This is a genomic window from Rubripirellula reticaptiva (assembly GCF_007860175.1).
In the GTDB taxonomy this organism is placed as follows: domain Bacteria; phylum Planctomycetota; class Planctomycetia; order Pirellulales; family Pirellulaceae; genus Rubripirellula; species Rubripirellula reticaptiva.
The window spans coordinates 365,596-390,193 of sequence record NZ_SJPX01000003.1 but is presented as its reverse complement, the minus strand read 5'-3'; the positions used below and the strand labels follow the sequence as shown (position 1 = coordinate 390,193).

The following is a 24,598-nucleotide window of genomic DNA, read 5'->3' as shown; positions in this document are numbered from 1 at the left end:
CTTCAAGTTGATCGCTGAAACGTCCTTACCTTCCTCGCCCCCGGTTGCCTGCACCCGGTCGGCCACCTTGCCCGCTTTGGTTGGCCCCGCCGAAATTCTGGCCGCCTGAATTCTGACCTTGGAATCCGAACTGCTTTCCGGTGCTTCGACTCTGCGAACCATGACCCTGCGAACCATGACCGTGCCCTTGGCCCGACGAACTCGCGATTTGGTCGAACTCTTCTTGAGTTAGGAACTCGGCATTGTAACTCGCACCTTGCTTTGCAATCTGTGACGCGAACGCGCGCAAGTGGTTTTGCGAACCCCGCATCAATTGCTCCAGCACCTGTCGAATTTGTGGGTTGGTTGTTTGGGTCAACAGTTTCTGCAAATCAGCAATGTCCATCTCCTCGATTTTAGCACCTACCATCAACGCATCCAGCGGACTACGGGTGCCGCTAGCAACAAGCGATTGATAAAGCTGTTGGTAGTCGGGGTAGCTAAAGGTTCCGGGAATGTCGTTGAAAGCGTTTCCGTTCGCTGCGCCAATCAAACGTTCGATGGCCTGCATGTGCTGGCTCTCAGCGTTGGAGATGTTTCGAAAGATTGGAAGCTTCGACGTTTTCGCGAGAGACGTGTAGACATCCCGCGCCAATTTTTCTTCCTCCCGCATACGCAGCAAATCGGGACTACCAATGTTCGTCGAGAGAAGGCTAGTGGGTTGCTGGCTCTGGCTTCCCCGTTGCGAGTGACCCTGATTTTGGGGCTGCCTCTGATAGCCAGCCCGGGCTTGGGTGCCAGCACCGCCTTTGCCACGACGCTGTTGCGCCATCACATCTGATGTGACAAGGGCCAACGTGAGTAATGCGCCGAGGCCAATGAGTAAGCGTTTCATAACATTCACCTTGGGGTTAAATCGTAATTCGTCTGTGTTACTCCTTTGGAAGCAAATGAGATGCCGCATTCCGACTGGTACACCAGCAATCGAGCATTGAGAGGCAATAACTCGCAAAACCCAACGATTCTGGGGTAACTGTGTTGGAAACGAGCGTTCGAATGATTGTGTGAGCGGCTGCTCGCTGGCTTGATCCTGCAATTCGTGCGCACGCCAACCGTCTTAGCGCTGCAATTTTTGCGCACTTGCAGTGGAATGTTTCGTCGACACGCGAGACCCCGAGTAAATCCATGAAACCAAATCCGTCAGCGAGACTTGAAAACCACGCTGATTTGGCGATCCGAAGCGCTGAACTGAAATGAATTTTGCCAAGTTGAGACGCATCGGTACGGTCATTGCAAAAGGGCTAAGCAACATCAACTCACACTGGCTCCACACTGGGCCAACGCACGAAGGAAAGACTTATGAAGAAATTTGTTTCACTTGCAATTATGTTTGCCGCCGTCGCTGTACTTGGAACCGCTTTAACGGGGGTAGCTAACGACGAATCGTCATCGTCAAAAGCAGCGACCACGAGACCAGCTGAGCGTTGCTGCCAAGATAAGGCTGCCGAGCTGAACGCGAGCGTGGCGGAATCATCGAAACTTGGCTGCTGTTCCGAGGCTAAAGCGAAAGCAACTTCGTTCGCTAAGGCAGACGGCTGTAGCAGCGAATCTTGCAAAGCCGGAAATCAATTGGCGGGCACATGCGAACTTTGCGCTGGCGGTATCGCGACAGCAACTAGCAGTAAAAACCAATGCCCAGTTGATCAGACCGGGCAATGTGGCGGCAAATGTGGTATTGATGCCGAGGCACCGACAGTCATTTCGACGAAGGCCGAATCTCAATCCCATGGGCCATGCAAGGGAGGCTGCAAAGAGGAATGCGCTAGTTGCGCTGAAGCTCGAATGGAAGCCGCCGCGAACCAAACCAATTTAACTACCAAACAGGGGATTGGACCCGGAATGGGACTCGGTCACGCGGGCGATTCACAACATGCGAAAGACCACCAGGACTTTTTCTACTTGATCGAGCATCGGGACGACATTCGTCGTACAGTAAAAATTCTTGCCAACGGTGTCGAAACGCGAACGGAGTCGGACGTAGAGGATGTTGCCCGCATGATTCAAACGCATGTCGAAGCGATGTACGACCGGATGGAGCATGCGAATCCGATCCGAATGCGAGACCCGCTTTTCCGTGAAGTTTTCGCTCATGCAAAGAAGATCAAGCTGGAAATCGAACACACGGACCATGGTGTTCGCGTGACTGAAACCGCTGACGACGCCTACGCTATCAAACTCGTCCAAGAGCATGCAAAAGTTGTCTCGCTGTGGATTAAGAACGGCTACGCGGAATTGCCAAAGAATCACGCTGTCCCAACGCATTGATGCCATCGTTAAGCGACATCGAAAACACAAACCGTCAGCTACATTCTCGACCGAACCGATGGCAAGCGACTCATCAGCGATATCCAAGCATGTTTCGCATGAACGGAAATGTTAGTCGCACCACGTCTTGCTGCAACGTATCAGCGTGGACGACAAATGATGGTAGTGAAAACTTTTTCGAGACTGTCGACTTTCCAGCACCGGCCACATGGGCAAGCAGAATGATGGGAGGCATAAAATTGCCTTACCGTCTGCCGAGGGGCGATTGAAATGCTTGCGAGATGAAGCCGTCCAACTCGTTTGAATCGTTTTTTTCGAGCGGCGCGAAGGCACCGAATTCCATCAGCAGAAGAGTGACGTCGTCTGTTTGCACGCCGTTGGCTCGGTGTGCATCAACAAGTTGACGAGCATTCTCGTTGGTTTGAGCAAGGGAACGGTTTCGGCATTCTCGCAATGTACTTAGCAATCGTTCTTTGCTGAACATTTCGTCGTCGGCTCCGAATGTCTCTGTGATGCCGTCGGTGGATATTGCGAGCCTGCTTCCTTCCGTTAAATCAACGAATTCCTCTTCCCAAACCGCGTCTTCATCAATTCCGAGGAGTGTTCCAGTTGCCTCTAGTTCCAGGACTTCGCCCGTAGCTTTCATCAGCCAGGCGGGGTCGTGACCGGCGTTCGCGTAACTGAGGGTTCGGGCTGCAAGATCGATCTCGATCAGTATCAGCGAGGCAAAGTCACCGAAAATCTGCACTTGCATGAACACGCGATTCATTTCACTCAGGATCTCGGCTGGCGAATCGGATCTCTCGCTCGCTTGCAGAAGCATTGTTTTGAGCATCGCAGCGCTCATTGCGGCGGGCACTCCATGTCCCGTCGCATCGGCAACGCAGACGAGCCAGCGGTTATTGCTTTGGGGAAGAATGTCCAAGTAATCTCCACCAACCTCTTCCGCAGGGTTGTACGTGATCGCGATGCTGACGCCTGGAATTTTGACGTCGTTGGGAAGCAAGTTTTGTTGTATGTCACGCGCCTTTTTTAATCGCGACTTGCGGTCATTCTCGGAATAGGCGATCGCTTCACTCATCGCTGTGATCTCAGTGGAAAGCACGTGCAGTTCCGTGCTTTCAAAATCCGCGAGTGGCGTGTCGTAGATTCCTTGACCAACTGACTTCACTTTTTCGACCAACGCATCGAGTGGACGGCTAACTAGTCGAACCAGCAGCAAGTGAACGATGGTGGCTGCAGCAATTCCCATCAACACGATGCCAAAGACTCGAAACAGCTCATCGCCGATAACCGCAGATCTTAGGCTCGCAACGTCTTCACTGACAATTACGGTAACATCGCCTTCGGAGTATCGTCCGACTAGCAGATCGTTACCCTCGGCTTCAATCTCAAACTGAGTTTGTTGAGACGCTTGATCAAACTTCGCTAGCAGCTCGGGGGACGCACGGAAGTGAGTGTTTGCCTGAAGCATGTCGCCAGCAATCTTGACAATGATGTGATGGTTGGGCGAATGTTTGACGTCCATACGATTGCAGATGCTGTCAATGAATTTCTGGACGGACTTATTGCCATGTTCGCGAGTGTGAACGACTCCTGGCAGTACCGTCTTCGCTTCTTCGTAAAGGTCGGATTGTTTTTCGGCAAAATGATGTCGGACTTCGCGGCGATAGTCGATCACGATGAGCGCGATCACGAAGGCAACGGTTACCACGCTGGTGACTGATAGCAACTGATATCGGATCGAACGATGGCTTTTAGATTTTTTAAACATTGTTTTTTGTGTATTTAGACGGCAACGCCAAACAGGTAGCCAATGCCGGCCGTGGCGAGCATGGCGATCGCTCCCCAGAAGGTGACTCGGGTGACGGCTTTGGCGATGGGGGCTCCACCTGCTCGAGCTGAGATACCGCCGAGTATTGCGAGAAAAGCGAGTGAGAGAATGGAAACGACGACTGGGATGCTCGGGACGGGCGTTAGAAAGGTTGCGGCTAGCGGTAGGCTCGCACCGACTGCGAATGTTGCGGCCGATGTGAGTGCAGCTTGGGTGGGGCGGGCCGTGGTAAAACTGGAGATACCGAGTTCGTCACGCGCGTGCGCCCCGAGCGCATCATGGGCCGTCAATTGCTTGGCGACTTGCAGGGCGAGCGATTCGTCGAGTCCACGATCGACGTAGATCGCGGTAAGTTCTCGCAGTTCGGCGTCGGGGGTTGTTGCGAGTTCGTTTTCTTCGCGGGCTAGGTCAGCGTTCTCGGTGTCAGATTGTGAACTGACGGAAACATATTCGCCGGCGGCCATCGACATCGCACCGGCAACCAGTCCGGCGACACCCGCCAACAGGATGCTCGTTCGACTCGTTTCAGCAGCGGCGACTCCGACGACTAAACTGGCCGTGGAGACAATGCCATCATTGGCCCCCAAGACAGCGGCGCGGAGCCAGCCGATTCGATCGGTTCGGTGACGTTCGATGTGGATCAAAGCAGTATCTCATGTTAAAGATGGCAGACGGGGGCTTTCGCCCACATCCTTGTTTAGAAGGCATTCACAAACAAGTCTGCCGATTGAACGAGCTTCGCCAACCGCCGCCCACCGTGTGTTGTAAGAGGTTTAGTGCAGCGTTGGTTCTGGTTCTCCATTGTGTGTCAACTCAACGTGCTTCAAACCGCGTGCGAACCATGGATAGACGCACGGGACAAAGAGCGACGTTAGTAGAGTGGAGGTGATCAGTCCGCCGATCACGACAGTCGCGAGCGGACGTTGCATTTCGGCTCCGTCACTAGTCGACAGAGCCATCGGAAGGAAACCGAGACTTGCGACAAGCGCGGTCATCAGCACCGGACGCAGACGAACAAGCGCCGTTTCATGGGCGACTAGGCCGAGCGGCATCCCGGTTTCTCGAAGATGCTCGGCGGCGCTGACCCAGACCAAACCGTTCAGCACCGCGACACCGAATAGAGCGATGAACCCAACTCCGGCCGAGATACTGAATGGCATCTCACGCAGGTACAACGCGATAATCCCGCCGGATGCAGCCATTGGAACAGCTAGGAAGATCAGGAATGCCAGACGCATCGAACCGAGGCTGGTGTGTAGCAGCAACATGATGATAACCAAAACGATCGGCGTGATGATCGCGAGTCGTCGACTGGCCGATTGCAGGTTTTCAAAGTCGCCGCCCCAGCGGATTTCATAGCCCGCAGGAATGTCAACCTTCTCGGGGATCACCCGTTGTGCTTCGGTTACGAATGTTGCGACATCGCGTCCACGAACGTTGGCGGAGATGAATGTTCGGCGACGGTTGCCTTCGTGTTCGATCGTCGGCGGCGTTTCTTCCAAACGAATGTCGGCGAGTTCTTTCAGCGGAACCGCTTTACCATTGGAGTCAGTGACCGGAACCTGTTCCAACAACGATAAATTTTCTCGCCATTGTTCTGGCACGCGGACCATGATCGGGTAGCGTGCTCGCCCCTCGTAGATTTGGCCGACTTGATGTCCGCCGAGCGAGGACACCACGTCCAAGACGACTTGTGCATCGATACCGTACTGAGCCAGTGCTTGGGGTTTGGTTTTGATCGTTAGTGTTGACAAGTTTGCCTGGTAGTCGGCTTTGACGTCGACGGCACCTGGGATCGAACGCAGCGCCGCCTCGATCTCTTTGCCCTTTGTGCCCAGGACTTCCATATCGTCGCCGTACAACAGCACCGCGACATCGGCCTTTACGCCTGCCACCAGTTCGTCAACCCGCATTTCGATGGGCTGCGTAAAACCGAACGCGACTCCGGGAACATTCGCGTTGAGTTCTTCGGACATTTCCTCGATCAAGTCATCACGAGTCTTAGGTGTTGGCCAGTCGTGGATGGGATTGAGCAACACCCACACGTCGGTTTGATGAACTCCCATCACGTCGTTGGCAATTTCCGGTCGCCCAGTTTTCGAGAAAACGGTTTTGACTTCCGGATACTTTTTGAGAATGCTCTCGATGTGAGTCGACATTTCAATCGATCCCTCCAGCGTCGCACTCGGCAAACGAGACGCTTCGACCAGCAAGTCTCCTTCTTCGAGGCGAGGCATGAATTCGGCACCCAGGTTTGCCCCCATCGGCAGGCTGATCGCGAACAGCGTGAGCGCGGTGGCGATGGTAACAACCGGATGCTTAATCGCTCGCGTAACGATTGGCTCATAGATCCATTTAACCAGTCGAATGAGGAAGTTTTCCTCTTCGCTCATCTTCTTGGGTAAGAAGATCGACGCCATCGCTGGCATGAATGAAAGAGACAAAATCATCGATCCGCCCAGGGCAAACAGCACCGTAAGAGCCATTGGACGAAACAGCTTTCCTTCGGTACCTTCGAGCAGCAGGATCGGCAAAAACACTACCGCAATGATGAGTTCGCCGAACATCGTCGGTTTACGAACCTCGACAGCGGCGTCACGAATGATGTCCGCATGATTGGCGTCACCGTTGTCGTGGGATAGTTTTCGGATGCAGTTCTCGACCATGATGACGCTACTGTCGACGATCAAGCCAAAGTCGATCGCACCAAGACTCATCAAACTGGCCGTCACGCCTGAAGCCAACATGACATTCGTTGCAAACAACATCGAAAGGGGAATGGCGAGCGCCACGATGATGCCGGCTCGCAAATTGCCGAGCATCAGTAGCAATACGATGATGACCAACATCCCGCCTTCGGTCAGATTCGTCAGCACGGTCTTGAGAGTCCGGCCAATCAACGCCGCTCGGTCGTACGTCACTTCCAGATACACCCCCTCGGGCAAAGTGACTTCAATCTCTTTGAGGCGGTCTTTGGCAAGCTCAACGACCTCGCGAGAGTTCTCGCCGATCAACATCATCACCAACCCGGTAACGATTTCGCCACGTGCATCACGTGTGACCGCGCCTTGGCGAGTCATTGGCTGGATGCTGACTTTGGCGATATCGCGAACAAGGATCGGATTACCATCGGGTTCCCGACGAATAACAACGGATCCGATATCCTCAGCAGATTCCAGCAACGAGACACCACGGATGAAGCGTTGTTCGCCATGATGAATGACGTAGCCGCCGCCGGAAGTACTGTTGTTGTTCTGCAGTCGCGAGAACAGCAAATCCATTGGGATACCGTAGCTAGTCATGCGGTCTGGGTCGGGCTGAACCTCGAATGTTTTGTAGTATCCGCCATGCGTGTTAATCTCGGTAACGCCTGGCACTTGTCGTAATCGAGGTGAAATTTCCCATTCCAACATCGTCCGCAATTCCATAGGCGTGTGCTTATCACTGCGAACCTCGAATTGCAGAATTTCACCAAGTGCCGTGGTCAGCGGACCAACGGCGGGCGTTCCGTACCCCGGCGGGATCACCGCCGCGGCGTCGGGCAAACGCTCTGCGACCAATTGCCGAGCGCGATAGATGTCCGTGCCTTCCTCAAAGACAATCGTGACCACAGAGATGCCGAACTTGGAAACGCTACGCAATTCTTCCACGTCGGGCAGTCCGCCCATCGTATTTTCGACGGGATACGTGACGTAGCGTTCGACTTCGACGGGTGACAATGATCCTGCGTCAGTGACGACTTGGACCTGTACGTTGGTCATATCGGGAACAGCGTCAATCGGCAACTTGAGTGCCGAGTACATTCCAGCACCGGCCATTAACAAGGTCAGGATGATGACGAGGCCACGGTTGACGACGGAGAATTCAATGATTTTTGTGAGCATGACGTAAAGCTAGATTGGTATCGGAAGTCGCCAAGACTTTCGGCGATGGCGGGGTGATCGAAACTCTTCGCGAGTTTCGAGAGGCAACGGCGTAACAAAGAGAGACGGACCTATTCCGATTCGCCCTGCAGCAGCAATTCAGACTTCAGCAAGAACGCACCATGCGTCACTACCAGTTGTCCAGGCTGTAATCCATTGGTGAGTTCCACCCAATCATCGGACGCTTGTCCTGTCGAAACATCGACGCGTTTGAACGTGCCGCCACTTTCGTCCACAAACACAAATGATTGGTTCTCGTGCTGAACCACTGATTCCGGCTTTACTGACAAGGCTTCGCGAGGCTTTCCGATAGGAATCGTGACACGAACGAACATGCCGGGCCGCAACAATCCTTCGCTGTTTTTGAGTGTTGCCACCAAGGGCACTGAATTGGTGTCAGCTTGCACTTCGCGACCAAAGTAGCGGATGCGGGCTTCAAAGACGCGATCTTCGAGCGCGGGAACCGAAACTGAAACCAAAGTCCCTTGATCGAGCGATACTGCCGACCAGTCACTCTCGCGAATATTGGCGGCAACGTACAACGAATCAGTGTTCGCCAAAATAATCAACGACTCACCACGCGTGACTCGTTCGTTGTTGGCGAAGCCGCGTGATTCGACTGAACCAGCAAACGGAGCACGTATTTCAAGTCGCGAAAGAGCTTCTTGATTATTCAGATCGACTTTCGCCTTGTCTTCCTTGTATCCAAGCAATGTCTCAACGGACTGCCAAGCCAAGTTCAGCTGACGATCAGCCTCTGAGAGTTTGGCTTCGGCATTGATTTTGGCTTGCTTCGCTGCAAAGGTCGCTTGATCGCGAGCGGTTCGAAATTCAGTCTCTGCTATCTGGCGTTCGGCTTGTCGCTCGCGAATCGTTCGACCAGAAACAGAACCCGAGTTGGCCAAAGGCTCGATCTTGCTTAGCAGTTCTGATGCGAGTTGCATCTTTGACAACGCCGACAAAATGTCTTGCCGATAGGCACCCAATGCACGATTCTGCATCGCGTTATCGATCGAATCGACGGGCTGGCCTTGATCCAACATCAACGACATTTGGTCGAGGTTCTTGGCGAGCGTCACTTCGCGCTGCAGCATCTGCTGAGCGATCTCGTGTTCCTTCTGACGCTTCAGCACTTCGGCGCGAGCTTGCCCAATCTCCGAACTGCGAAGCACAGCGAGTAACTGCCCATTTTGGACATGCTCGCCCGGCGTCACCAACACTTCTGCCAGGATGCCGTCCATCGGCGCTTTGACGTCAACGTGCTTGGTCTCGTCGTAGCGGATGCGTCCCGGGATTGTATGCACATGTTCCATTGCTTGCGTTTGTGCTGGCACCGACTCGAACTTCGCTGCTTTAACTTTGCCTTCGGGCAGCGTCAATGAATCCGGAACCGCTGCTACTTCAACGATGGACTCTTCTTCCTCAGGTTGTGCTCCCGTATTGATCTGGTGAACGGCCAGCCAACCGCTGCCCATGACGGCCAGCACGAACAAAGTCGGCCCAACTTTCGCGATACTCGCAAGCAGTCCGGAATTTGAGTTAGATGATTCTTTAGGTTCGGTTGGTTCAGTCCTGGCGGGAACGTTGGTCATCGAGGATCGCTATATAAATGGTGTTCGAAATCAGTTTCGATTCATTCAATAGCACGAACCGTGCCACTGGCTTAAAAGTGCATTTTGCCAGCGTCTAGGCAATTTCCGGCTTCCGCCGGTGACGTAAGAGAAAAACTTTCACCACAACGATGGACAGGATCTGTCCATGGCTTAACTTGATGTTCGATCGAGTCGTGCGAACCGCAGTTTCAACGCTCGACGATGCGGTCAGGCCATCGTCGTCGGTGCTGGTTAGAGTCGCCGTGAAGACGCGCAGCGATGTATATTGACGCCGCAGTATCAGTTGGTCACTGGTGGTTCCATCGCCGAAGTCCCACGGACGTGCGAAGATTGTGCCATCGCTGTCGTTCGAGCTTCGCCCGTCGCACGAATACGTGGGACGTAAAGTCTGGGCGCGGTGGGGTAGTCGTACCGTTTGACGAATCAACGATGACTTAAAAGACATTGCCGTGTTCTCTCGCAATGAGCAGGGCACACGGCGTCATTGGTCATTGCGAAGACGTTGCGCTCAATCGATGCTAATTGTCTAGCGATACCTATTTATAAAACAAGAAGTGAAATATGAACCAGCCCTTATGCGTTTTGATGGTTGCTATTGCAACGGTCGCAGTTCCGATAGTTTCGCTTGCCCAAGCCGAATCGCAACCAAACGTCGTTGTGATGTTGGCGGATGATCTTGGCTGGGGCGCGGTCAGCTACCATTCGGATTGGACCGAAACACCGAACGTGGATCGGTTGGCGGGTGAAGGGATTGAGCTGGATCGGTTTTATGTGGCACCGATGTGTACGCCGACTCGAGCTGGCTTGATGACCGGCCGCTATCCGATTCGATTTGGCTTGGCGCGAGCGGTGATTCCACCGCAGCGCAACTTTGGCTTGTCGGTCCAGGAGCGGACGATCGCCGACGCTCTTGGCGAAGCCGGTTACAAGCACCGCGGCATCTTCGGCAAGTGGCATTTGGGGCACCACGATGTGAAGTGGCACCCGTTGTCGCGGGGGTTCACGCACTTTGAAGGCCACTACAACGGTGCGATCGATTACTTCAAGTTGGAACGCGACGGTGAACGCGACTGGCACATCAACCACACGCCTTCGGCGAAACAGGGCTATGCGACTGATCTGATTGCCGAAGCTGCGTCCGATTTTATTCGCGAGTCGGCGGTCGATGCTGCGCCGTATTTCTGTTACGTGCCATTCAATGCGCCGCATTCACCCTTCCAAGCAAAGCCCGAAGACATTGCCCGCTATGCCAAGAACAGCAAGACGGACGACGAAGCAACGCTGAAGGCGATGATCTGGAGCATGGATCAGGGCGTTGGTCAGGTGCTGCGGGCTATCGAAGACAGCGGCGAAGCTGATAACACCCAGGTTTGGTTCCTAAGTGACAATGGCGGTGTCGGCCAGTTCAAAGCGAACAATCGACCGTTGCACGGAAGCAAGCTGACGACATTCGAAGGCGGTGTTCGAGTCGTCGCCTGTGTTCGTTGGCCGGCAAAATGGCAGGGTGGACGCAAGCTGGATAACACGATCGGATACATCGATGTGCTGCCCACAGTTTTGGCCAGTGCCGGTGTTGATTCCAATTTCGGGCGAGACGCTAACAGCAAACTTGACGGATCAAATTTGTGCGGTCTGCTTGAAGGGACCGTGACCGATTTCCCCGAACGCGACTGGTATTCGTACCATGGTCAGTCAGGCGCAGAACGCGAGACGATCGCCATCAAAACTGCACAGTGGAAACTGGTTGTGATTGGCCCAGATGTTGCGCAGAGTGAAATCACGGACAAGCATGAAATTCACCTTTATCGAATGCCGGACGATTTACTTGAACGAGAAAACCTGGCTGACCAGCACCCGGATGTTGTGAAGGACTTGTTTGCAAAGCTGCAAGCGTATCGTTCGTTGCAGCCCGAGAATGCTGTCCCGACGTTCGGAATCGGCAAAAAAGGATTCAAACCGTGGAAAGATTGGGACATTCGCAGCAGGACGTCATCGGACAAGTAAGCAGAAAGACGATGGAAACATTTGTTTGGTCAAGAACAACCCGCGACATCCGTGCATCTTTGGTTCGTTAGTCCGATTACTGGATTCCGTTTTATGAAGGCGTTGGCTTTCCTTTCGCTTATCTTGTTGTTCAGCTTTGCAGGCGATCAGTCGGTATCACTATGCACGGCAGCAAATCGCCCGAACGTACTATTCATTGCTGTGGACGATTTGAACGACTACATCTCGCCGCTTGACAATCATTCCGGCGTGAAGACTCCGAATTTTGAGCGACTGGCAAAACGTTCGGTCACGTTTACCAATGCTCATTGTGCGGCGCCGGCGTGTCACCCATCGCGCGTCGCGGTCATGACGGGGGTGCACCCGTCGCGTTCGGGGGTTTATCGAAATCTGTTCGGTGCTCACGGGCCTCGATGGCGAGACGAATCGCCGGCGCTGAAGGACGCGGTGGTGTTGTCTCAGCACTTTCGCGATCACGGCTATCGAGCCGTCGGGGGCGGCAAGATCTTTCATACGCTGCAGTGGACACCGGGTGATTCTCAGAACGACCCGGATGCCTGGGACGACTATCGAGGCGATCCGCTGGATCCGATTTCCGGCGATTGGCCACGCCCGGTTTTTTCGCAAGGCCAGAACGCGGGCTTCACTGGCAAGCGGCCTCTGAACTACCACTTGTTTGGCGCTGCCGTGATCACCGATCAGGCCGAGGACACTTACGGCGATCATTTGGTAGTCGACTGGGCGACCGAACAGATGCAGCGGGAAGGCGACAGGCCGCTGTTCCTTGCCGTCGGTCTGTTTCGGCCTCACATTCCGTGGGAAGTGCCACAGAAGTGGTTTGACCTGTATCCCATCGACGAAGTTCAGTTGCCAAAGCTTCGTGATGATGATCTGGATGACGCGCACGACCATGGCCGGCGCAACTGGCACAAGTGGGTCACTGACAACGATCAGTGGCCGCACCTGATGCGTGGATACTTGGCAAGCATCAGTTATGTGGATCATCAACTGGGTCGGTTGCTTGATGCGCTGGACGCGTCGCCGATGAAAGACAACACGATCGTGGTCCTGTGGTCGGATCACGGATTTCACATTGGTGAAAAGGAGAATTGGGAGAAGTTCGCGCTCTGGGATCAAACCACGCACGTGCCGTTGTTCATTCATGCTCCGGGGCTTAGCCGGGACGGTCAGAAGACTCAGCAGCCGGCAACGCTGACCGATGTCTATCCGACGCTGTGCGAGTTGGCCGGCATTTCCGTTCCCGTGCAGTGCGACGGCGTTTCGCTGGTTCCGCAGCTAAAAAATCCGCAGGCCGCGCGAACCACGCCGGCGCTGACTTCCTATCAATTCGATCGCGAAGAGACATCATCACATGCTGTTGCCGACACGCGATATCGGCTGATTAAGTATGGCAATGGAATCGAAGAATTGTATGACCTGCAGGAAGACCCCCACGAGTTTAACAACCGTGCAAGCGACCCTAAACTGTCGGACGTCAGATCACGTTTAACCGAATCACTGCCAGTGGACGCCGCGCCGAACCTAGGCGTGCCAACTGATTCGCCTTACCACCGAGGTCGAAATCTCACGAAGAAACCAGGGGTTGCCGATGATCGCTAAACGTGCTGCCTAGGACAAAGCTCCGGTCTCGCGCGACTTAGTTTACGGTCTGCGAAACCGACTCATTGATAGTCGAGTTGAACGGTTGCGGTGGTATCTGTATTGCTAACCGCCCGCATCCAACAGGCCGAGAATCCGACTGGGAACTCATGCGTTGTGGTGGCGTGTTGCGAGACTTTGAAACTCTTGTACGTTGTCCAAAGGCCGTTTCCGTTAATGTCGATCTGCACAGTGATGGTGACGGGACTTGCAGAATTGTGAGATATTTGCAGCGTCTTTTGGTCATAGCCTGTCATCAAATAGGAATCGGACGCAATGCCGGCTTTTACTTTCGTTTCCATCCAAGGTCCACCGTGACCGACGGGTTTGCCGAGTTTCCAAAGGTCATCGATGCCGCCCAGCCAGAGTCCTATACCAAGTTTTGGGTCGCGGAAAACGTGACCGTCTTCTACTGCGTCAGATTTGACTCCGGAAAGAACGAGCAAGCCGTTCCAGGAGCAGAAGTCGGTGATTTGCTTGCGGTGGCTAGAAACCGGACGCATTCGGTTCCATGCAGGCGGGGCGCCGTTGGTGATCAGCGGTACTTCGTAAAAGGTTCCGTGAATGTTGGCTAGGTGCCGCTCGGATGCGACTTCCCGCGAGTCGCGTGGCCAGCCTGCCGCAAATGGTCGGTCGTATGCGGCGTCGCCCTTGGGCAACCGGTAGGTTTGACCGCGGCTTTTCAAGATGACGGACGAATTGTCGACGGAAAACTCCGGTTCAACGTGCAGCAACTTGTTAAGTTTGTCGTCCTTTGAGTCTGTTTCGAATTCAAAGCTGTTTTTGGTGAACTCAAAAAAACGATCGTCCGAATCAATGATCCGAAGGTTGCGATTTCGTTTGGCGGCGTACAGCAGACCGCCGATCGCATCAGAGTCTTGGACATCAGCCAGCCCTGCAAACAGTTTTTCGTTGGCGGGATCTTTGCCGTCCACGAACTGTTTTGTTGTTTGGTGAACCAGCGCGGTGGCAACGCAGTTTCGGTCGGTTTTGAAACGCAGCCAGGTTGCGTTGAAGTCATCCGGCAGGATCTGTGAGACGTATCCATTGGCAGTAACGGTCACGTCCCGATAGTGATCCCACTGGCCGGTTCCGTTCTGATCCACCTCCAGCGTGAAAGTCACCGGGCTTTCGACTGGACTGTCGTTCGTTGACTTGGCAGGGCGAGTGACCGCCGCATTTCCGGATTCCGAGATTTGGATAGTCGTATCGTTGTCGGCCAATACAAATGCCTGATGAGGCATGCCGTAGGAGCCGGGGGTGTGTTCTGCATCGTTGCCGGGAATCGTTACTTCGCCCGCAGAAAATTTTCGCGAGTAGATTCGATCGGTGAATCCTTTGCCCCATTTCAGCAACAGATCGGTCAATCGCCATTTGGGATCAAGCGTTGGGGTTCCTCGCTTGTCGACGGCCAGGTAGACGGTGGCTGGGCCGTCGATGGTGAAATGGAATCCCGGTGCCGGTTCATGCCAGTCGCCACGATTGACGGTGACTCGCGGTAAACTCGCGAGTTGATCGGGCAACGCAGTGATGGGTTGCTGGTCGGTCGCCCGCAAGAGTGTGGCGGGCAGCGATGTCTTTCGCCCGGTCGTTAGGTGAATCATTCGTCGGTCGAAGCCTGCGACAAGGAAAGGATCCGATGGCGCATTCGCTGTGACTTCGTCCTCGATCCACGGCCCGCCGTACCCGCTGGCGGGGCCCCACTTTTTTAGGTCTTCGTAGTCGCCGAACCATAGATTGCTTTGAGGCTGGCCGGCTAATCGGTTGCCTTGGATACTAGTTTCATCGGAGGCCAGGACTATTTTTCCGTTCCAGTCGCAGAAATCGGGAACGTACCGCAGGTGGCTTCCGATTGGTTTGATGCCGCCCGAATGGGTGCTGGAAAACGTCTTTGGAAAATCAAAGAACATGCCGTGCATGTCCATCATCCAGCGGCCTTCGGTGATCTCGCGAATGCGCGGCCACTCGGTGTACCAACCGTGGCTAGCGTCGTTGCAGTACGCGGCTTTGGGTAGCAAATAAGTGTGCCACCCACCGTTATCAAGCACCTTCAATCGAACGCTTCGGCGGTCCCAGCCCATCGTCCAAATCGGATCATTGCCATCGCTGCCGCCAGTGATCCCGCTAGGGCCGGTGACTTCGGTGAATTGGCGACGTTCGACGATTTTCCAGTTCGTGCCATCGAATTCTGCCAGCACGCCGCGTTCTTCTTCATTCTTTGCTTCACCACCGACCAACACATCTTGGTAACTGCCGACATGGAGTTCTCCGTTATTGGAAATAACCAGTCGGCCCTGCGACGTGTAGCCGCCTTTGCCGTGCCAGCCGGGCACGGGTTTCTTGAAGAGTCGCTTGACGGCCAGCGTGTGAACGTTGGCTTCCCAGATCGAACCTTCCATGTCGATGTAGTAAACCATGTTTGCCGGATCTTTTAAGTGCCGCGCGATCGCTGTAACACGAATGGGCATGTCGGCTGGTTGAATCGTGCGTACGTTTCCATCGGCATCGATCAAATGATGGGCGATCAACAGTTGATTCGATTCTTTGTGAATCATTCGGCCTGCTGGTGTGCCACCGACGCTTTCCGGATGCACCGTCATCGGTTTGCTGAGATCGGCGTCCACCGAAAACAGTTTGTGTTCGCTGCCCCGCGGCATGTGCGGAGCGTAGTTGACCATCCAGAGTTTTCCGGCCCAAGGAACGACTGCGCCAATACCGCATTCGTTGTGGCCTTCTTTGTGGTGACCACCGTTCTGGCTGTAGACGCCGTAGGTCGTCAGGTGCGGATAGACGCCACTGATATGAATGTCGGTGCGAGTCGGCTGTGGAGGCGTGTCGTCGGTCGAATTTTCGCTTGCCGATTGGTGTATGAGTTGAAGGGGCCGATTGGTCGCGACTGCGTCCGCATTGCCGTTTTCGGGTCGGTGATCGTCAGTGAGATCGGAAAGGATGCTTCGTTTCTGGTTGTCGGTGACGACGCGACGAGGCTCGGTCGCGACAGCGAACGTAAAACTAAAACTGAACGTTACGCAGATTAATAAACGCATAAGGAACGACGACTCGACGAGTGGTTCATGAATGGACAGATGCTATCGACGTCACTGGCAACAGGTCTTGGACAAAGCAACCGAACTCGCGTCAGCCTACGGCAACGGTTCATCAACGCGAGAGGACCGGGGACGCATTCGTAATTAGGCCGTGGTTAGGCCCAGTTCTTTAGCCAGGTTTCCGCCGACTGGCGTTGTTTGCCAAGTGGTCGCCATCATCACGCTGTTGATGCCTGAGCCGATGCCTAGCATCGCGGCGCGTTGGCCGGCGTGAACGTCGCCGGTGATGGCGGCCGCGGCCAACGTCAACGGCAAGGCCACCGAACCCGTGTTGCCTAGACGCTGGAACGTTGCAGTGTCATTTTCGATGGGCAGCCCCATGGCTTCTAGCATCGCGACTCGGTGGCGGGCACCGACTTGGTGGCAGACCGTGCGATCAATTTCCGCTCGGCTGAAGCCGCACTCTTCGATCAGTTGTTCAAACGCTTCGGCGCCCGTGGCGATACCTTCGGCCATCAAACGTTCGGAATCTGTATCCATCAGCGGTGCCATGGCAGCACCCGCGGTGTCATGGTTGCTGCGACAGAGGTCATGGAACTGAGTCCGTGACTGGGCGATGGCAGCATCGATTGAGGTTCCGCTGCCCGACAATCGGCGATGGGTCAGTAGCCAAGCACAGCTGCCCGATCCGATCGTCAATGATGCAAACGCCGGTTTGACGGTTTTGCGATTGATCGTTTCATCAGCGTTTAATGTCGTAATCGTTTGTTCGAGCAGCGGACGGCTGTTTTCGGTCCCGACCACGATTCCGGCGTCGATTGCGCCAGCTTCGATCATCGATGCGATTTGAACGGCGCCGTTGATTAGACCCAGGCAGGCGTTCGAGACATCGTAGACCCAGCATCGGCTTGGCAAATCGACACCATGGTGAACCCGCGACGCGGTTGCGGGCTCTAGAAAGTCGCGGCAGACACTGGCGTGAATCAGGCAGCCGATCCGGCCACGGTCAAACCCTGCGGCATCGATGGCATGATTGGCACTTCGAATGCTAGGGCCACTGGGCATCGTGCCAGGTTGCCAAACGCGCCTCTCGGCGATCCCGCTCATCATTTCCAAGCGACCTTCGGGCAACTTCAACCGACTGTATAGCGGGTTCAATCGAGATTCGATCGCAGAGCTCGTCCACGTTTCTTCGGGAATTACTGCACCGATGGACTCGAGGCAGACGTTGGCAAATCGCACGCGTTGACCTAAGTGTTTTGAGGCATTGTTGTTGCAGCGATTGTACCGGTTTCAACCGCCCGTAAACAGCGATGGAACAATGCTTATTGCTAGCATGGTTTTTAAATGCTAGCACGACGGGTAGTGCTAGCTTGGGGCTGTTGTCGGAATATGTAGGAGCGGTTTGGTTGCCGTGAATTCGCTTTGTAATCTCACGCCCACCAAGGACGAGGCCATGTCACCTCGCCCACCCAGCCCAAGGAGTAAAGTTTCACGCGTCGGAGTAAGCCAACGAAAGCTGCTCTCCTTTCTATTGTGGAATCCTTGGCACGCCCGCCGACAGAGGCGCCTGGAACCCGAGACTGCGAGACTTTTCCGATTGGCACAGCGAAAGCGTGGTGCTGAATTTCGATATTTGGGTTGGTAGATGCAATACGATTTGCGTCACAACTTCTATTCGCTGGATTCGAGAAGGAACTTTCGGATGTCGAATAAACCACTAATCGGAATGAATGCCGATTTCCGTGCTGCTGCCCGTAACGTACCGGCCTACAGCTACATTGCAGCCGGCTATTTTCAGTCAATTCTTGCTGCGGACGGCATTCCAGTGGTGATTCCACCCATGGATGATCCAGCCTCGATCGCACGAGTTTTGGATTCGCTTCACGGCTTCGTGATGATTGGCGGAGCTGATCTTGATCCACGAAACGATGGATTCATGCTGCATCCTAGCGTGCGTCCACTTGATCCCGTTCGCGAAACGAGTGATCGCTTGTTGATGGCTGACATCGCAGAGCGACGCATGCCTGTACTAGGAATTGGCACCGGAATGCAGTTGTTAAATGTTCAACAGGGCGGCAATCTCTTCCTGCACATCAAGGAAGACCTTCCGAACGCCGTTCCTCACCATGACCCTCATGACCCGAATCACCGCCACACGTTGGACGTGGTCAGCGATTCGCTGATTGGACGTGTTTACGGCGATGGCGAAATTCGTGTTAGCAGCCGCCATCACATGGCGATCGATGAAGTTGCGCCTGGGTTCCGCGTCACTGCGCGTTGTCCCGATGGTGTGATCGAGTCGATTGAAAGTGAAATGATGGACTGGTTCGCACTCGGTACTCAGTTCCATCCTGAATGTGGTGCCGCATCGGCACTGGATGTTCGGATTTTCGAAGAGTTTGTGGCCGGAGTATTGGAACGGTCGGAGCAAGATTTGCGTTTGGTGGCTTAATCAGACTCGATTGAACTCTCTCTCGCTGAGGAGCAATGGGCCGCATGGATGTGGCCTATGCCAGCTCGACAGTTGAGACTGGATCACCGTTTTTGAATTGTCTGCGTACGGATACGCGTGACTCCTTTGGGGGCAAGCCAAGCATGATGCATCGGCAGGGCAGTGAAGCAGCGGTGAGAAGGTCGACGGTCACGGACGATCAAGGTTCAACGCAAGAAGCAAACGAATCACAACTACCGAATTGGCATTCTTAGTCAGGGTTGACTAGAGGCCGGACGCGCAGCGAGTCGAAGCGCGTCCGGCCTTTTTTCGTAGACTTACAGAAGATTAATCACAGCAGGCGTGTCGTTCGCCCGGCATCGGGTACGAGTTAACCTTGCCTGGTCGATTTTGACGTCACCGTGGGAGCATTTGTCGTCAGCACTCGGTTGGGGCTTTGGCTGCTGACTTAAACGGGTTCAACCAGCGTCTTGGTCTCTGCTGCACGATCCGGAATGCCGCGGACTTTGGTGTATCCCGAGACGGCAACGATGATCGCGGCCAGGATGACCAGGACGGTCAGCCATTTCTTTCGGTTGGTGCGGAACGTCGCCAGTTTCTCGCTGCGGCCAACCAGGGCGGCGGCCAGGAAGAAAACCACCAGTGCGAGCAGCATTTTGATGCCGATCAGCATGTGATAGGTTCCGTCGCCTTTGTGAAGCGGTATCGCACGGACGAAGTTATAGAGGCCGCTTAAGATAAAGAGGGCAACGCCGCCGTGGACAAATTTCTTCCATCGACCTGCAACTGCCGCCGCTAATTGCTTGTGTGGTGCTTCGTCCAACTCTCCTGCAGACGGCAGCAAGACCAATAGCGTGAAGACGCTGCCGCCGACTAGCGCGATGGCCGTGCTGACGTGAACGATCCGCGACAAAACGTCGATCCAAAACATGGGCTTGTACTTTCTTAGGGAACAGTGGGGAGGCTGAACGGGGGCAGCTGCCAGAAGGCATCTCGACGGGCGATTCGGAGAACGATTGTCGGTCCGTCCCGTCAGGTGTGCGATGACTCGCAGCGTTCGCCGGTTGGCTTACTTGGGCGGAGGAGAAGGTGGCGAATTCGGTGGCGAAGTCGATGGCTTGGGCGTTACCGCTCGTGCTCGTGCTACCGGGCGACGTTTGATTGGCGATAGCGCATGTTGGCTTTGGTAGGCGACTTCGGCTATCAGCGAGTCCACTCGGTTTCGGCATACTGCATAAATTGCTAGCGATGGGATCGCGACGATCAGGCCGCCCACGGTCGTGATCAGCGCTTGATAGATGCCTTCGGCCAAATCGCCTGCTCCGGCCGCGCCGCGTGTTGAGGCAACTTGTTGGAACGCAAAAATCATCCCCGTGACCGTTCCTAGCAGACCAACCATCGGCGCGATATTACCGATCACCGATAGGTATTCGATGCGCCGCATCAGCCTTGATGCTTGTCCGGCCAGCGAGTCTTCCATCGCTTTTTCGACTTCACTCCATCCGAATTCGTATTCCGACAATCCCGATAGTAACACCACACTCAAGACGCTTGGCGCTCGCCGGCAAGCCGCGTCAGCTTCAGCGATACGGCCTGTCAGAAGGGCTTGGCGGACCGCGTCGCTGACTCCATCGGGCAGGACTTCGGTGCGTCTAAGCGTCATGATTTGATCGAATAGCAGGTACGCCGCCGCGACTGACAACGAGAACAGCACTAGCAGAATGAAAATGCCAACGACGCCACCGCTGAGGATGATATCGATCATGTGGTCTCCGATTCGGCCGCACCGGCCGACAGTAGGAATTCGGCGTCGGTCAGCAACGGTTCGTCCCATCGCAAACGCAACACGCCGTCGCGTTGCAGTTTCTCAATCGCGTCATGGTGGCTGCTGCGAATGCGAGCTTCGGCTGCGCGAACGCGAGCGCGGCTTTGAGCGATCGACAATACGATCATCGCGAACAAGGCCGTCGGTAGCACCGACAAAATCAGGCTGGTTAGCAGCATGCCAAAGTCGGGACGGGGAAACGCGTTTAAGTCACACGACAGATCTCGCAGCGTGGTCAAGCTGGCGTCCAAGTATTCGCCGTAAAGGGCAATCACCGGGCTGGCCATCAGCGACCAAAAAATCAATGTGCCGATCAACGCGCACGTCATGGCCGTGAACCGCGACATCGAAACGCGATCGACTTCGGTTTCAAAAATCTGCTGCGATTTTTCCTGCAGCGTGTCGAGCCCAGATAGATGGGCGACTTGCCCACGTGATGGTTTGTCGGATAGCGACGAAGTCGAGTGTTTCTTGCCGTCACGAAGCGCCGACACTTCGTCGCGGAACCGGATCGCTAGCGGGCCAAGACGGTCTGCGACGGCTGCGTCACTGCGTTTGCGAAGTCCGTCCCGTACGTCGTCTTGTGCGTCGCGGTCCATCGAGAAATTCTTGGTTGACGTCCACACCGCACTCACCAACGACGGCAGCGAACCCGACAGCGACATCAGCACTCGGTCCCATGCGCCGTGGGTTAGGTTCAAAATTCCTAGCTGGGTTCGGTAAGGAAACCAAAGCGCGGCCGTGTCGTTTAGCAGTGATAGGCGCAATCGCGATCGCACGGCTGCCTGCATCGAACCGCCGCTGCCGACCAGCGACTCGGCGACTTCGAGTGGTAATTGACGTGCTTCGGTGTTTAGCCGCCTGACCGCTGCGGTCAAATCGGGCAGTCGATCGCCAAGGATCTCGTGGAGCGCCGATCGGAACCTTGCATCGAGTGCCGACATCCGAGTGCTTCGTCGGCGGTCGCCTTCCCAGGCATCGCCGATTTCCGATTGCAACCGAGTGGCGACGGCTTCCGCGGTTGCCTTGCCGACAGCTTCTTCACTGCGCTCGTTGACGTCAAAGTCTTCGATGATCACTGGCGCGACGACTCGGCTAGTCGGTGCTGCCTTTCGCATTCGACTGATGAACGCATCGATGTCGGTGTCAAGCGAGTTGTCGCGGCGAACCGCGTTGACGATCGGGATCACGACCGTTCCTTCACTTGCTTCGGTAAGAATCGCGACAGTTTCGCTACGCAGTTGATCGCGGCGAACCATCAGCAACAGGACCGAAGACATTGAAAGCGCCCGGCGAGCCACAGCGGCGATGGCGGGGCGGTCATCAGTCGCACCCGGTGCGTCAACCAACAAGTACGGCACGCCAATCGACTGCATGTCATTGTCGCTGCAGTGGATGTACTGTTCGTTTCGGGGGTCCAGATCTGCGGGTGGAAAAGGTCCGATCCAAACTAGCTTTTCTGTCGCCTCGTCAAGGTTGTTTCCGCTGCGGATGGACGCGGCCGCTGATGAGTTTCGAACCATCTGGCGAACCAGCCATGACTTTCCTTGGCCAGTCGCGCCGACGATGGCAACGACCGTGTTCCCCTGGCTGCGGTCTTCGAGAATCATCCGGCGGGCTTCGGCGTGTTCGTCGCAAAGCTCAAAGACTTCGCGGCCAGTCGGGCTGTCGCCAAGCACGTGAGTCGCCGATCGGCGAACCCTTCGCAGAAAATTCTCGCCAGGTTGACTGAAGTGTTCTTCGTGGTCGTCTTGATTGTCGAATGATGAGTTTGATGCTGACGAGCGACTTCGGGTGGGATTGGTTTTCACTTGGACGAACTCCCGCCACGAGGTAACAGTTTCTTAAGTTCTTGCCGAAACTCGTCGCGAACTTTACACAGCGGTAGTGTTGGCCCGAACGCCTCTCGCGCAACGATCTTTGAAACGACTAATTTTTCGGAAGCGCCTCGAACGCGAATGGCAGGCAACTTCTTGAACCTGGACACGCCAAATGTGTCGCAAAGGACCGCGTGAAAATCGGCTAGCTGTTGCCGAGCGGCTTGCTGGCCGACGCTACGAGTGCTCTGGCCACCGGCCCAAATCGTCGCATACGCACCAAGTCCGAGTGCCGCGAACAGTTCGGGGATCGAAGCCGACGCGATCACGGTAGTGCCAAAATCCAGGGGGATCATCAGCACGCCGGCTAGCGCTGCGAACGTGGCGGCAAGTGGTGTCAGTCCGGCTGCGAGTTTTTGATGAGTCGGAACTTCGGTCCACATTTGAGCGACTGCTTCGTCGAGTCGACGCGGATCCAGCGACGTGAAGTCGTCTCGTTCGAATCGCAAAATGGCGGCTTCCGCCGCTTCAAGCCACTGCTGGCGATTGGCGGTATCGGTGGTGTCGGAGGTCTTGGAAATTGGCGGCCAATGTTTTAGTGACGTTTCGCCGCCGTAGCGATCGATCGCTTGCAGCAAACGTTCTGGTGTCATCAGGCCGCCGTACTCGCCGCGTCGAAACTTGTCTTTGATCTCGCCAGCCGCTCGCTCGGCCATGGCCGACGGCGTCAACTGACGCACAAAATCGCCCGCGCCGCCAAAAACTCGCCGCACCTTTGCGTTCAAGCGGACTCCCCAACGTGCGTACCAGGGCGCGGTGACGGCAAAGGATTCAGACAGTTGGCGAATGATGCGTTCGCTTTGATGCAATCGCAATTCAGTGACTTCGCCACCGACTTCGCGATGAGCAAAAAACTCCAGTGCCGATTGCAATAAGCAGTCTTGTGCCTTGGCTGTGATCGCGACCTGGCCATCGGCGTCGAGGTCGATCTTTTTAAATCCGTCTTCCCAAACCGCCGTCCGCAAACTGTTCTGTAACGCCAGTCGAAACTTTTCGAACAGCGCGCCGCGGTCAAGACGCTGTGGCAGTGCCGACAATAGCCGGTCGTCGCCTATCGACGCGGGTGGGTTTTCATCTGCGTTTTCGCGGATCGAAAAGAACACAGGACTAGGATCGGCATCGGGATCAAAGGCTGACGCGACGACTGCGTCGGTCGCAGGGATGAAAGGTCGACTGCTAGGGATTTCAAAGTCGTAAGCGGCGTAGATCGATTCGATACCGTGCGAGCGAGCTAGTGGCGAAAAGGTTTCGTAAACCAAGTCCGGTGTTTGTTTCGGACGCACTTTGTTGACCGCTAACAAACGCGGCACGCCAGGCATCAAGTCGGCCGCGATCCGAAGCAAGTCGCCCAGGGTTCCGTCACGCGACGATTCGGCACTGGTCACGACTAAAAACGCCGAACAAAGTGTTGCGGCGCGTCCAAGCAGTTCGCGTCGTTGCAGCGGTGATCCAAGTAATAAGTCCGCGTCGGAAACTATGTCCGGGCAATCCAGCAGTCCGATCCCGGTTGCGTCTAACGCCGGGTCTGTGGCCACTAAGGGCACATTCAGCGCCAGTCCGTTTCCGTCGCGATTGTTGTATTGGCCGTGCGCAACGTCGAGGTCGTCGCTGAGCATTTCAGGCGGGTTGCCGACCGCGTCGCCGATACGGCTCATCAGCAAACCCCATAACTCGGCATCGTCGCGCCAAGCCGACGGCAACCACAGCACGAAGCGGTGCGTTCCTTCGCTATTGCTGCTGCCACGCAACGTTCGGGCTCGTCCCGATTCGCTTAGAAAGGTCGCGACCAGTGACGTCTTTCCGCTGTTGAGCATTCCGGCAACGGCAACGGTTGGCCACTGAGACAACTTTTCAGCGGTCTGCAGTTTGCGTCCGGCGGCCAAGACATCATCATACGCACGCGCATCCAATCTTCGCAGCGCGCTAAGATAGCTGTCGCGGCCTTCGGTCGGGTAAGAACGCTCGATTGCTGCGCGACGATCGTCGTCTTCCAGCAGCGAATGCAGGCCGGACCAATCGATCACATCGTCGTCAGAGTCTCGAAAACTTCCAAACAT

17 protein-coding genes are annotated in these 24,598 nt (G+C 55.2%); 4 read left to right on the top strand and 13 right to left on the bottom strand.

What is annotated here, in order from left to right; translation table 11 throughout:
- Nucleotides 1–25 precede the first annotated feature (25 nt).
- Entirely contained in the window at nt 26–874 is an 849-nt protein-coding gene (locus tag Poly59_RS14230) for a DUF2202 domain-containing protein (RefSeq protein WP_186776248.1), read from the bottom strand.
- A 947-nt stretch (nt 875–1,821) separates the two neighbouring features.
- Between Poly59_RS14230 and Poly59_RS14225 the strand changes: the two genes are divergently transcribed.
- Nucleotides 1,822–2,304 (top strand): hypothetical protein, encoded by a 483-nt coding sequence (locus Poly59_RS14225; RefSeq protein ID WP_146534770.1) that lies wholly within the window; start codon nt 1,822–1,824, stop codon nt 2,302–2,304.
- A gap of 73 nt (nt 2,305–2,377) precedes the next feature.
- Here Poly59_RS14225 and Poly59_RS29495 read toward each other — a convergent pair whose 3' ends face one another.
- The 6 genes from Poly59_RS29495 to Poly59_RS14200 all read right to left on the bottom strand — a co-directional run bounded on the left by Poly59_RS29495 (nt 2,378) and on the right by Poly59_RS14200 (nt 10,119).
- Nucleotides 2,378–2,539, bottom strand: coding sequence for a hypothetical protein (locus tag Poly59_RS29495; protein WP_186776247.1), 162 nt, complete (start codon nt 2,537–2,539; stop codon nt 2,378–2,380).
- Nucleotides 2,540–2,548: 9 nt separating this feature from the next.
- Nucleotides 2,549–4,078 carry a PP2C family protein-serine/threonine phosphatase gene (locus Poly59_RS14220; RefSeq protein ID WP_146534769.1) on the bottom strand — a complete coding sequence of 510 codons (1,530 nt, stop codon included), beginning with the start codon at nt 4,076–4,078 and terminating at the stop codon, nt 2,549–2,551.
- Nucleotides 4,079–4,092: 14 nt separating this feature from the next.
- Nucleotides 4,093–4,782, bottom strand: coding sequence for a VIT1/CCC1 transporter family protein (locus tag Poly59_RS14215; RefSeq protein WP_146534768.1), 690 nt, complete (start codon nt 4,780–4,782; stop codon nt 4,093–4,095).
- Between the two features lie 129 nt (nt 4,783–4,911).
- A complete protein-coding gene (locus Poly59_RS14210) occupies nt 4,912–8,022 on the bottom strand; it encodes an efflux RND transporter permease subunit (protein ID WP_146534767.1) in 3,111 nt (1,036 codons plus the stop codon).
- Between the two features lie 110 nt (nt 8,023–8,132).
- The gene (locus tag Poly59_RS14205) at nt 8,133–9,653 is read right to left on the bottom strand and encodes an efflux RND transporter periplasmic adaptor subunit (RefSeq protein ID WP_146534766.1); all 1,521 of its coding nucleotides are present in this window, start codon (nt 9,651–9,653) and stop codon (nt 8,133–8,135) included.
- A 94-nt stretch (nt 9,654–9,747) separates the two neighbouring features.
- A complete protein-coding gene (locus tag Poly59_RS14200; RefSeq protein WP_146534765.1) occupies nt 9,748–10,119 on the bottom strand; it encodes a PKD domain-containing protein in 372 nt (123 codons plus the stop codon).
- A 116-nt stretch (nt 10,120–10,235) separates the two neighbouring features.
- On the opposite strand from Poly59_RS14200, the gene Poly59_RS14195 reads away from it, so the two are divergent.
- Entirely contained in the window at nt 10,236–11,678 is a 1,443-nt protein-coding gene (locus Poly59_RS14195; RefSeq protein WP_246151653.1) for a sulfatase-like hydrolase/transferase, read from the top strand.
- A gap of 93 nt (nt 11,679–11,771) precedes the next feature.
- Nucleotides 11,772–13,298 carry a sulfatase gene (locus Poly59_RS14190; RefSeq protein ID WP_146534764.1) on the top strand — a complete coding sequence of 509 codons (1,527 nt, stop codon included), beginning with the start codon at nt 11,772–11,774 and terminating at the stop codon, nt 13,296–13,298.
- A 62-nt stretch (nt 13,299–13,360) separates the two neighbouring features.
- On the opposite strand, the gene Poly59_RS14185 is transcribed toward Poly59_RS14190, so the two are convergent.
- Nucleotides 13,361–16,384 carry a hypothetical protein gene (locus Poly59_RS14185; protein ID WP_246151652.1) on the bottom strand — a complete coding sequence of 1,008 codons (3,024 nt, stop codon included), beginning with the start codon at nt 16,382–16,384 and terminating at the stop codon, nt 13,361–13,363.
- A gap of 144 nt (nt 16,385–16,528) precedes the next feature.
- A complete protein-coding gene (locus Poly59_RS14180) occupies nt 16,529–17,626 on the bottom strand; it encodes a 3-oxoacyl-ACP synthase III (RefSeq protein WP_146534763.1) in 1,098 nt (365 codons plus the stop codon).
- Nucleotides 17,627–18,089: 463 nt separating this feature from the next.
- Between Poly59_RS14180 and Poly59_RS14175 the strand changes: the two genes are divergently transcribed.
- Nucleotides 18,090–18,839, top strand: coding sequence for a gamma-glutamyl-gamma-aminobutyrate hydrolase family protein (locus Poly59_RS14175; protein ID WP_146534762.1), 750 nt, complete (start codon nt 18,090–18,092; stop codon nt 18,837–18,839).
- A gap of 448 nt (nt 18,840–19,287) precedes the next feature.
- Here Poly59_RS14175 and Poly59_RS14170 read toward each other — a convergent pair whose 3' ends face one another.
- The 4 genes from Poly59_RS14170 to Poly59_RS14155 all read right to left on the bottom strand — a co-directional run bounded on the left by Poly59_RS14170 (nt 19,288) and on the right by Poly59_RS14155 (nt 24,598).
- Entirely contained in the window at nt 19,288–19,770 is a 483-nt protein-coding gene (locus Poly59_RS14170) for a hypothetical protein (RefSeq protein WP_146534761.1), read from the bottom strand.
- A gap of 138 nt (nt 19,771–19,908) precedes the next feature.
- Nucleotides 19,909–20,604 carry a MotA/TolQ/ExbB proton channel family protein gene (locus tag Poly59_RS14165; RefSeq protein ID WP_246151651.1) on the bottom strand — a complete coding sequence of 232 codons (696 nt, stop codon included), beginning with the start codon at nt 20,602–20,604 and terminating at the stop codon, nt 19,909–19,911.
- Entirely contained in the window at nt 20,601–22,475 is a 1,875-nt protein-coding gene (locus Poly59_RS14160; protein WP_246151650.1) for a hypothetical protein, read from the bottom strand. The genes Poly59_RS14165 and Poly59_RS14160 overlap by 4 nt, the downstream gene beginning before the upstream one ends.
- Nucleotides 22,472–24,598, bottom strand: a complete 2,127-nt coding sequence (locus Poly59_RS14155; RefSeq protein ID WP_146534759.1) for a hypothetical protein — start codon at nt 24,596–24,598, stop codon at nt 22,472–22,474. Before Poly59_RS14155 ends, Poly59_RS14160 begins: the two co-directional genes overlap by 4 nt.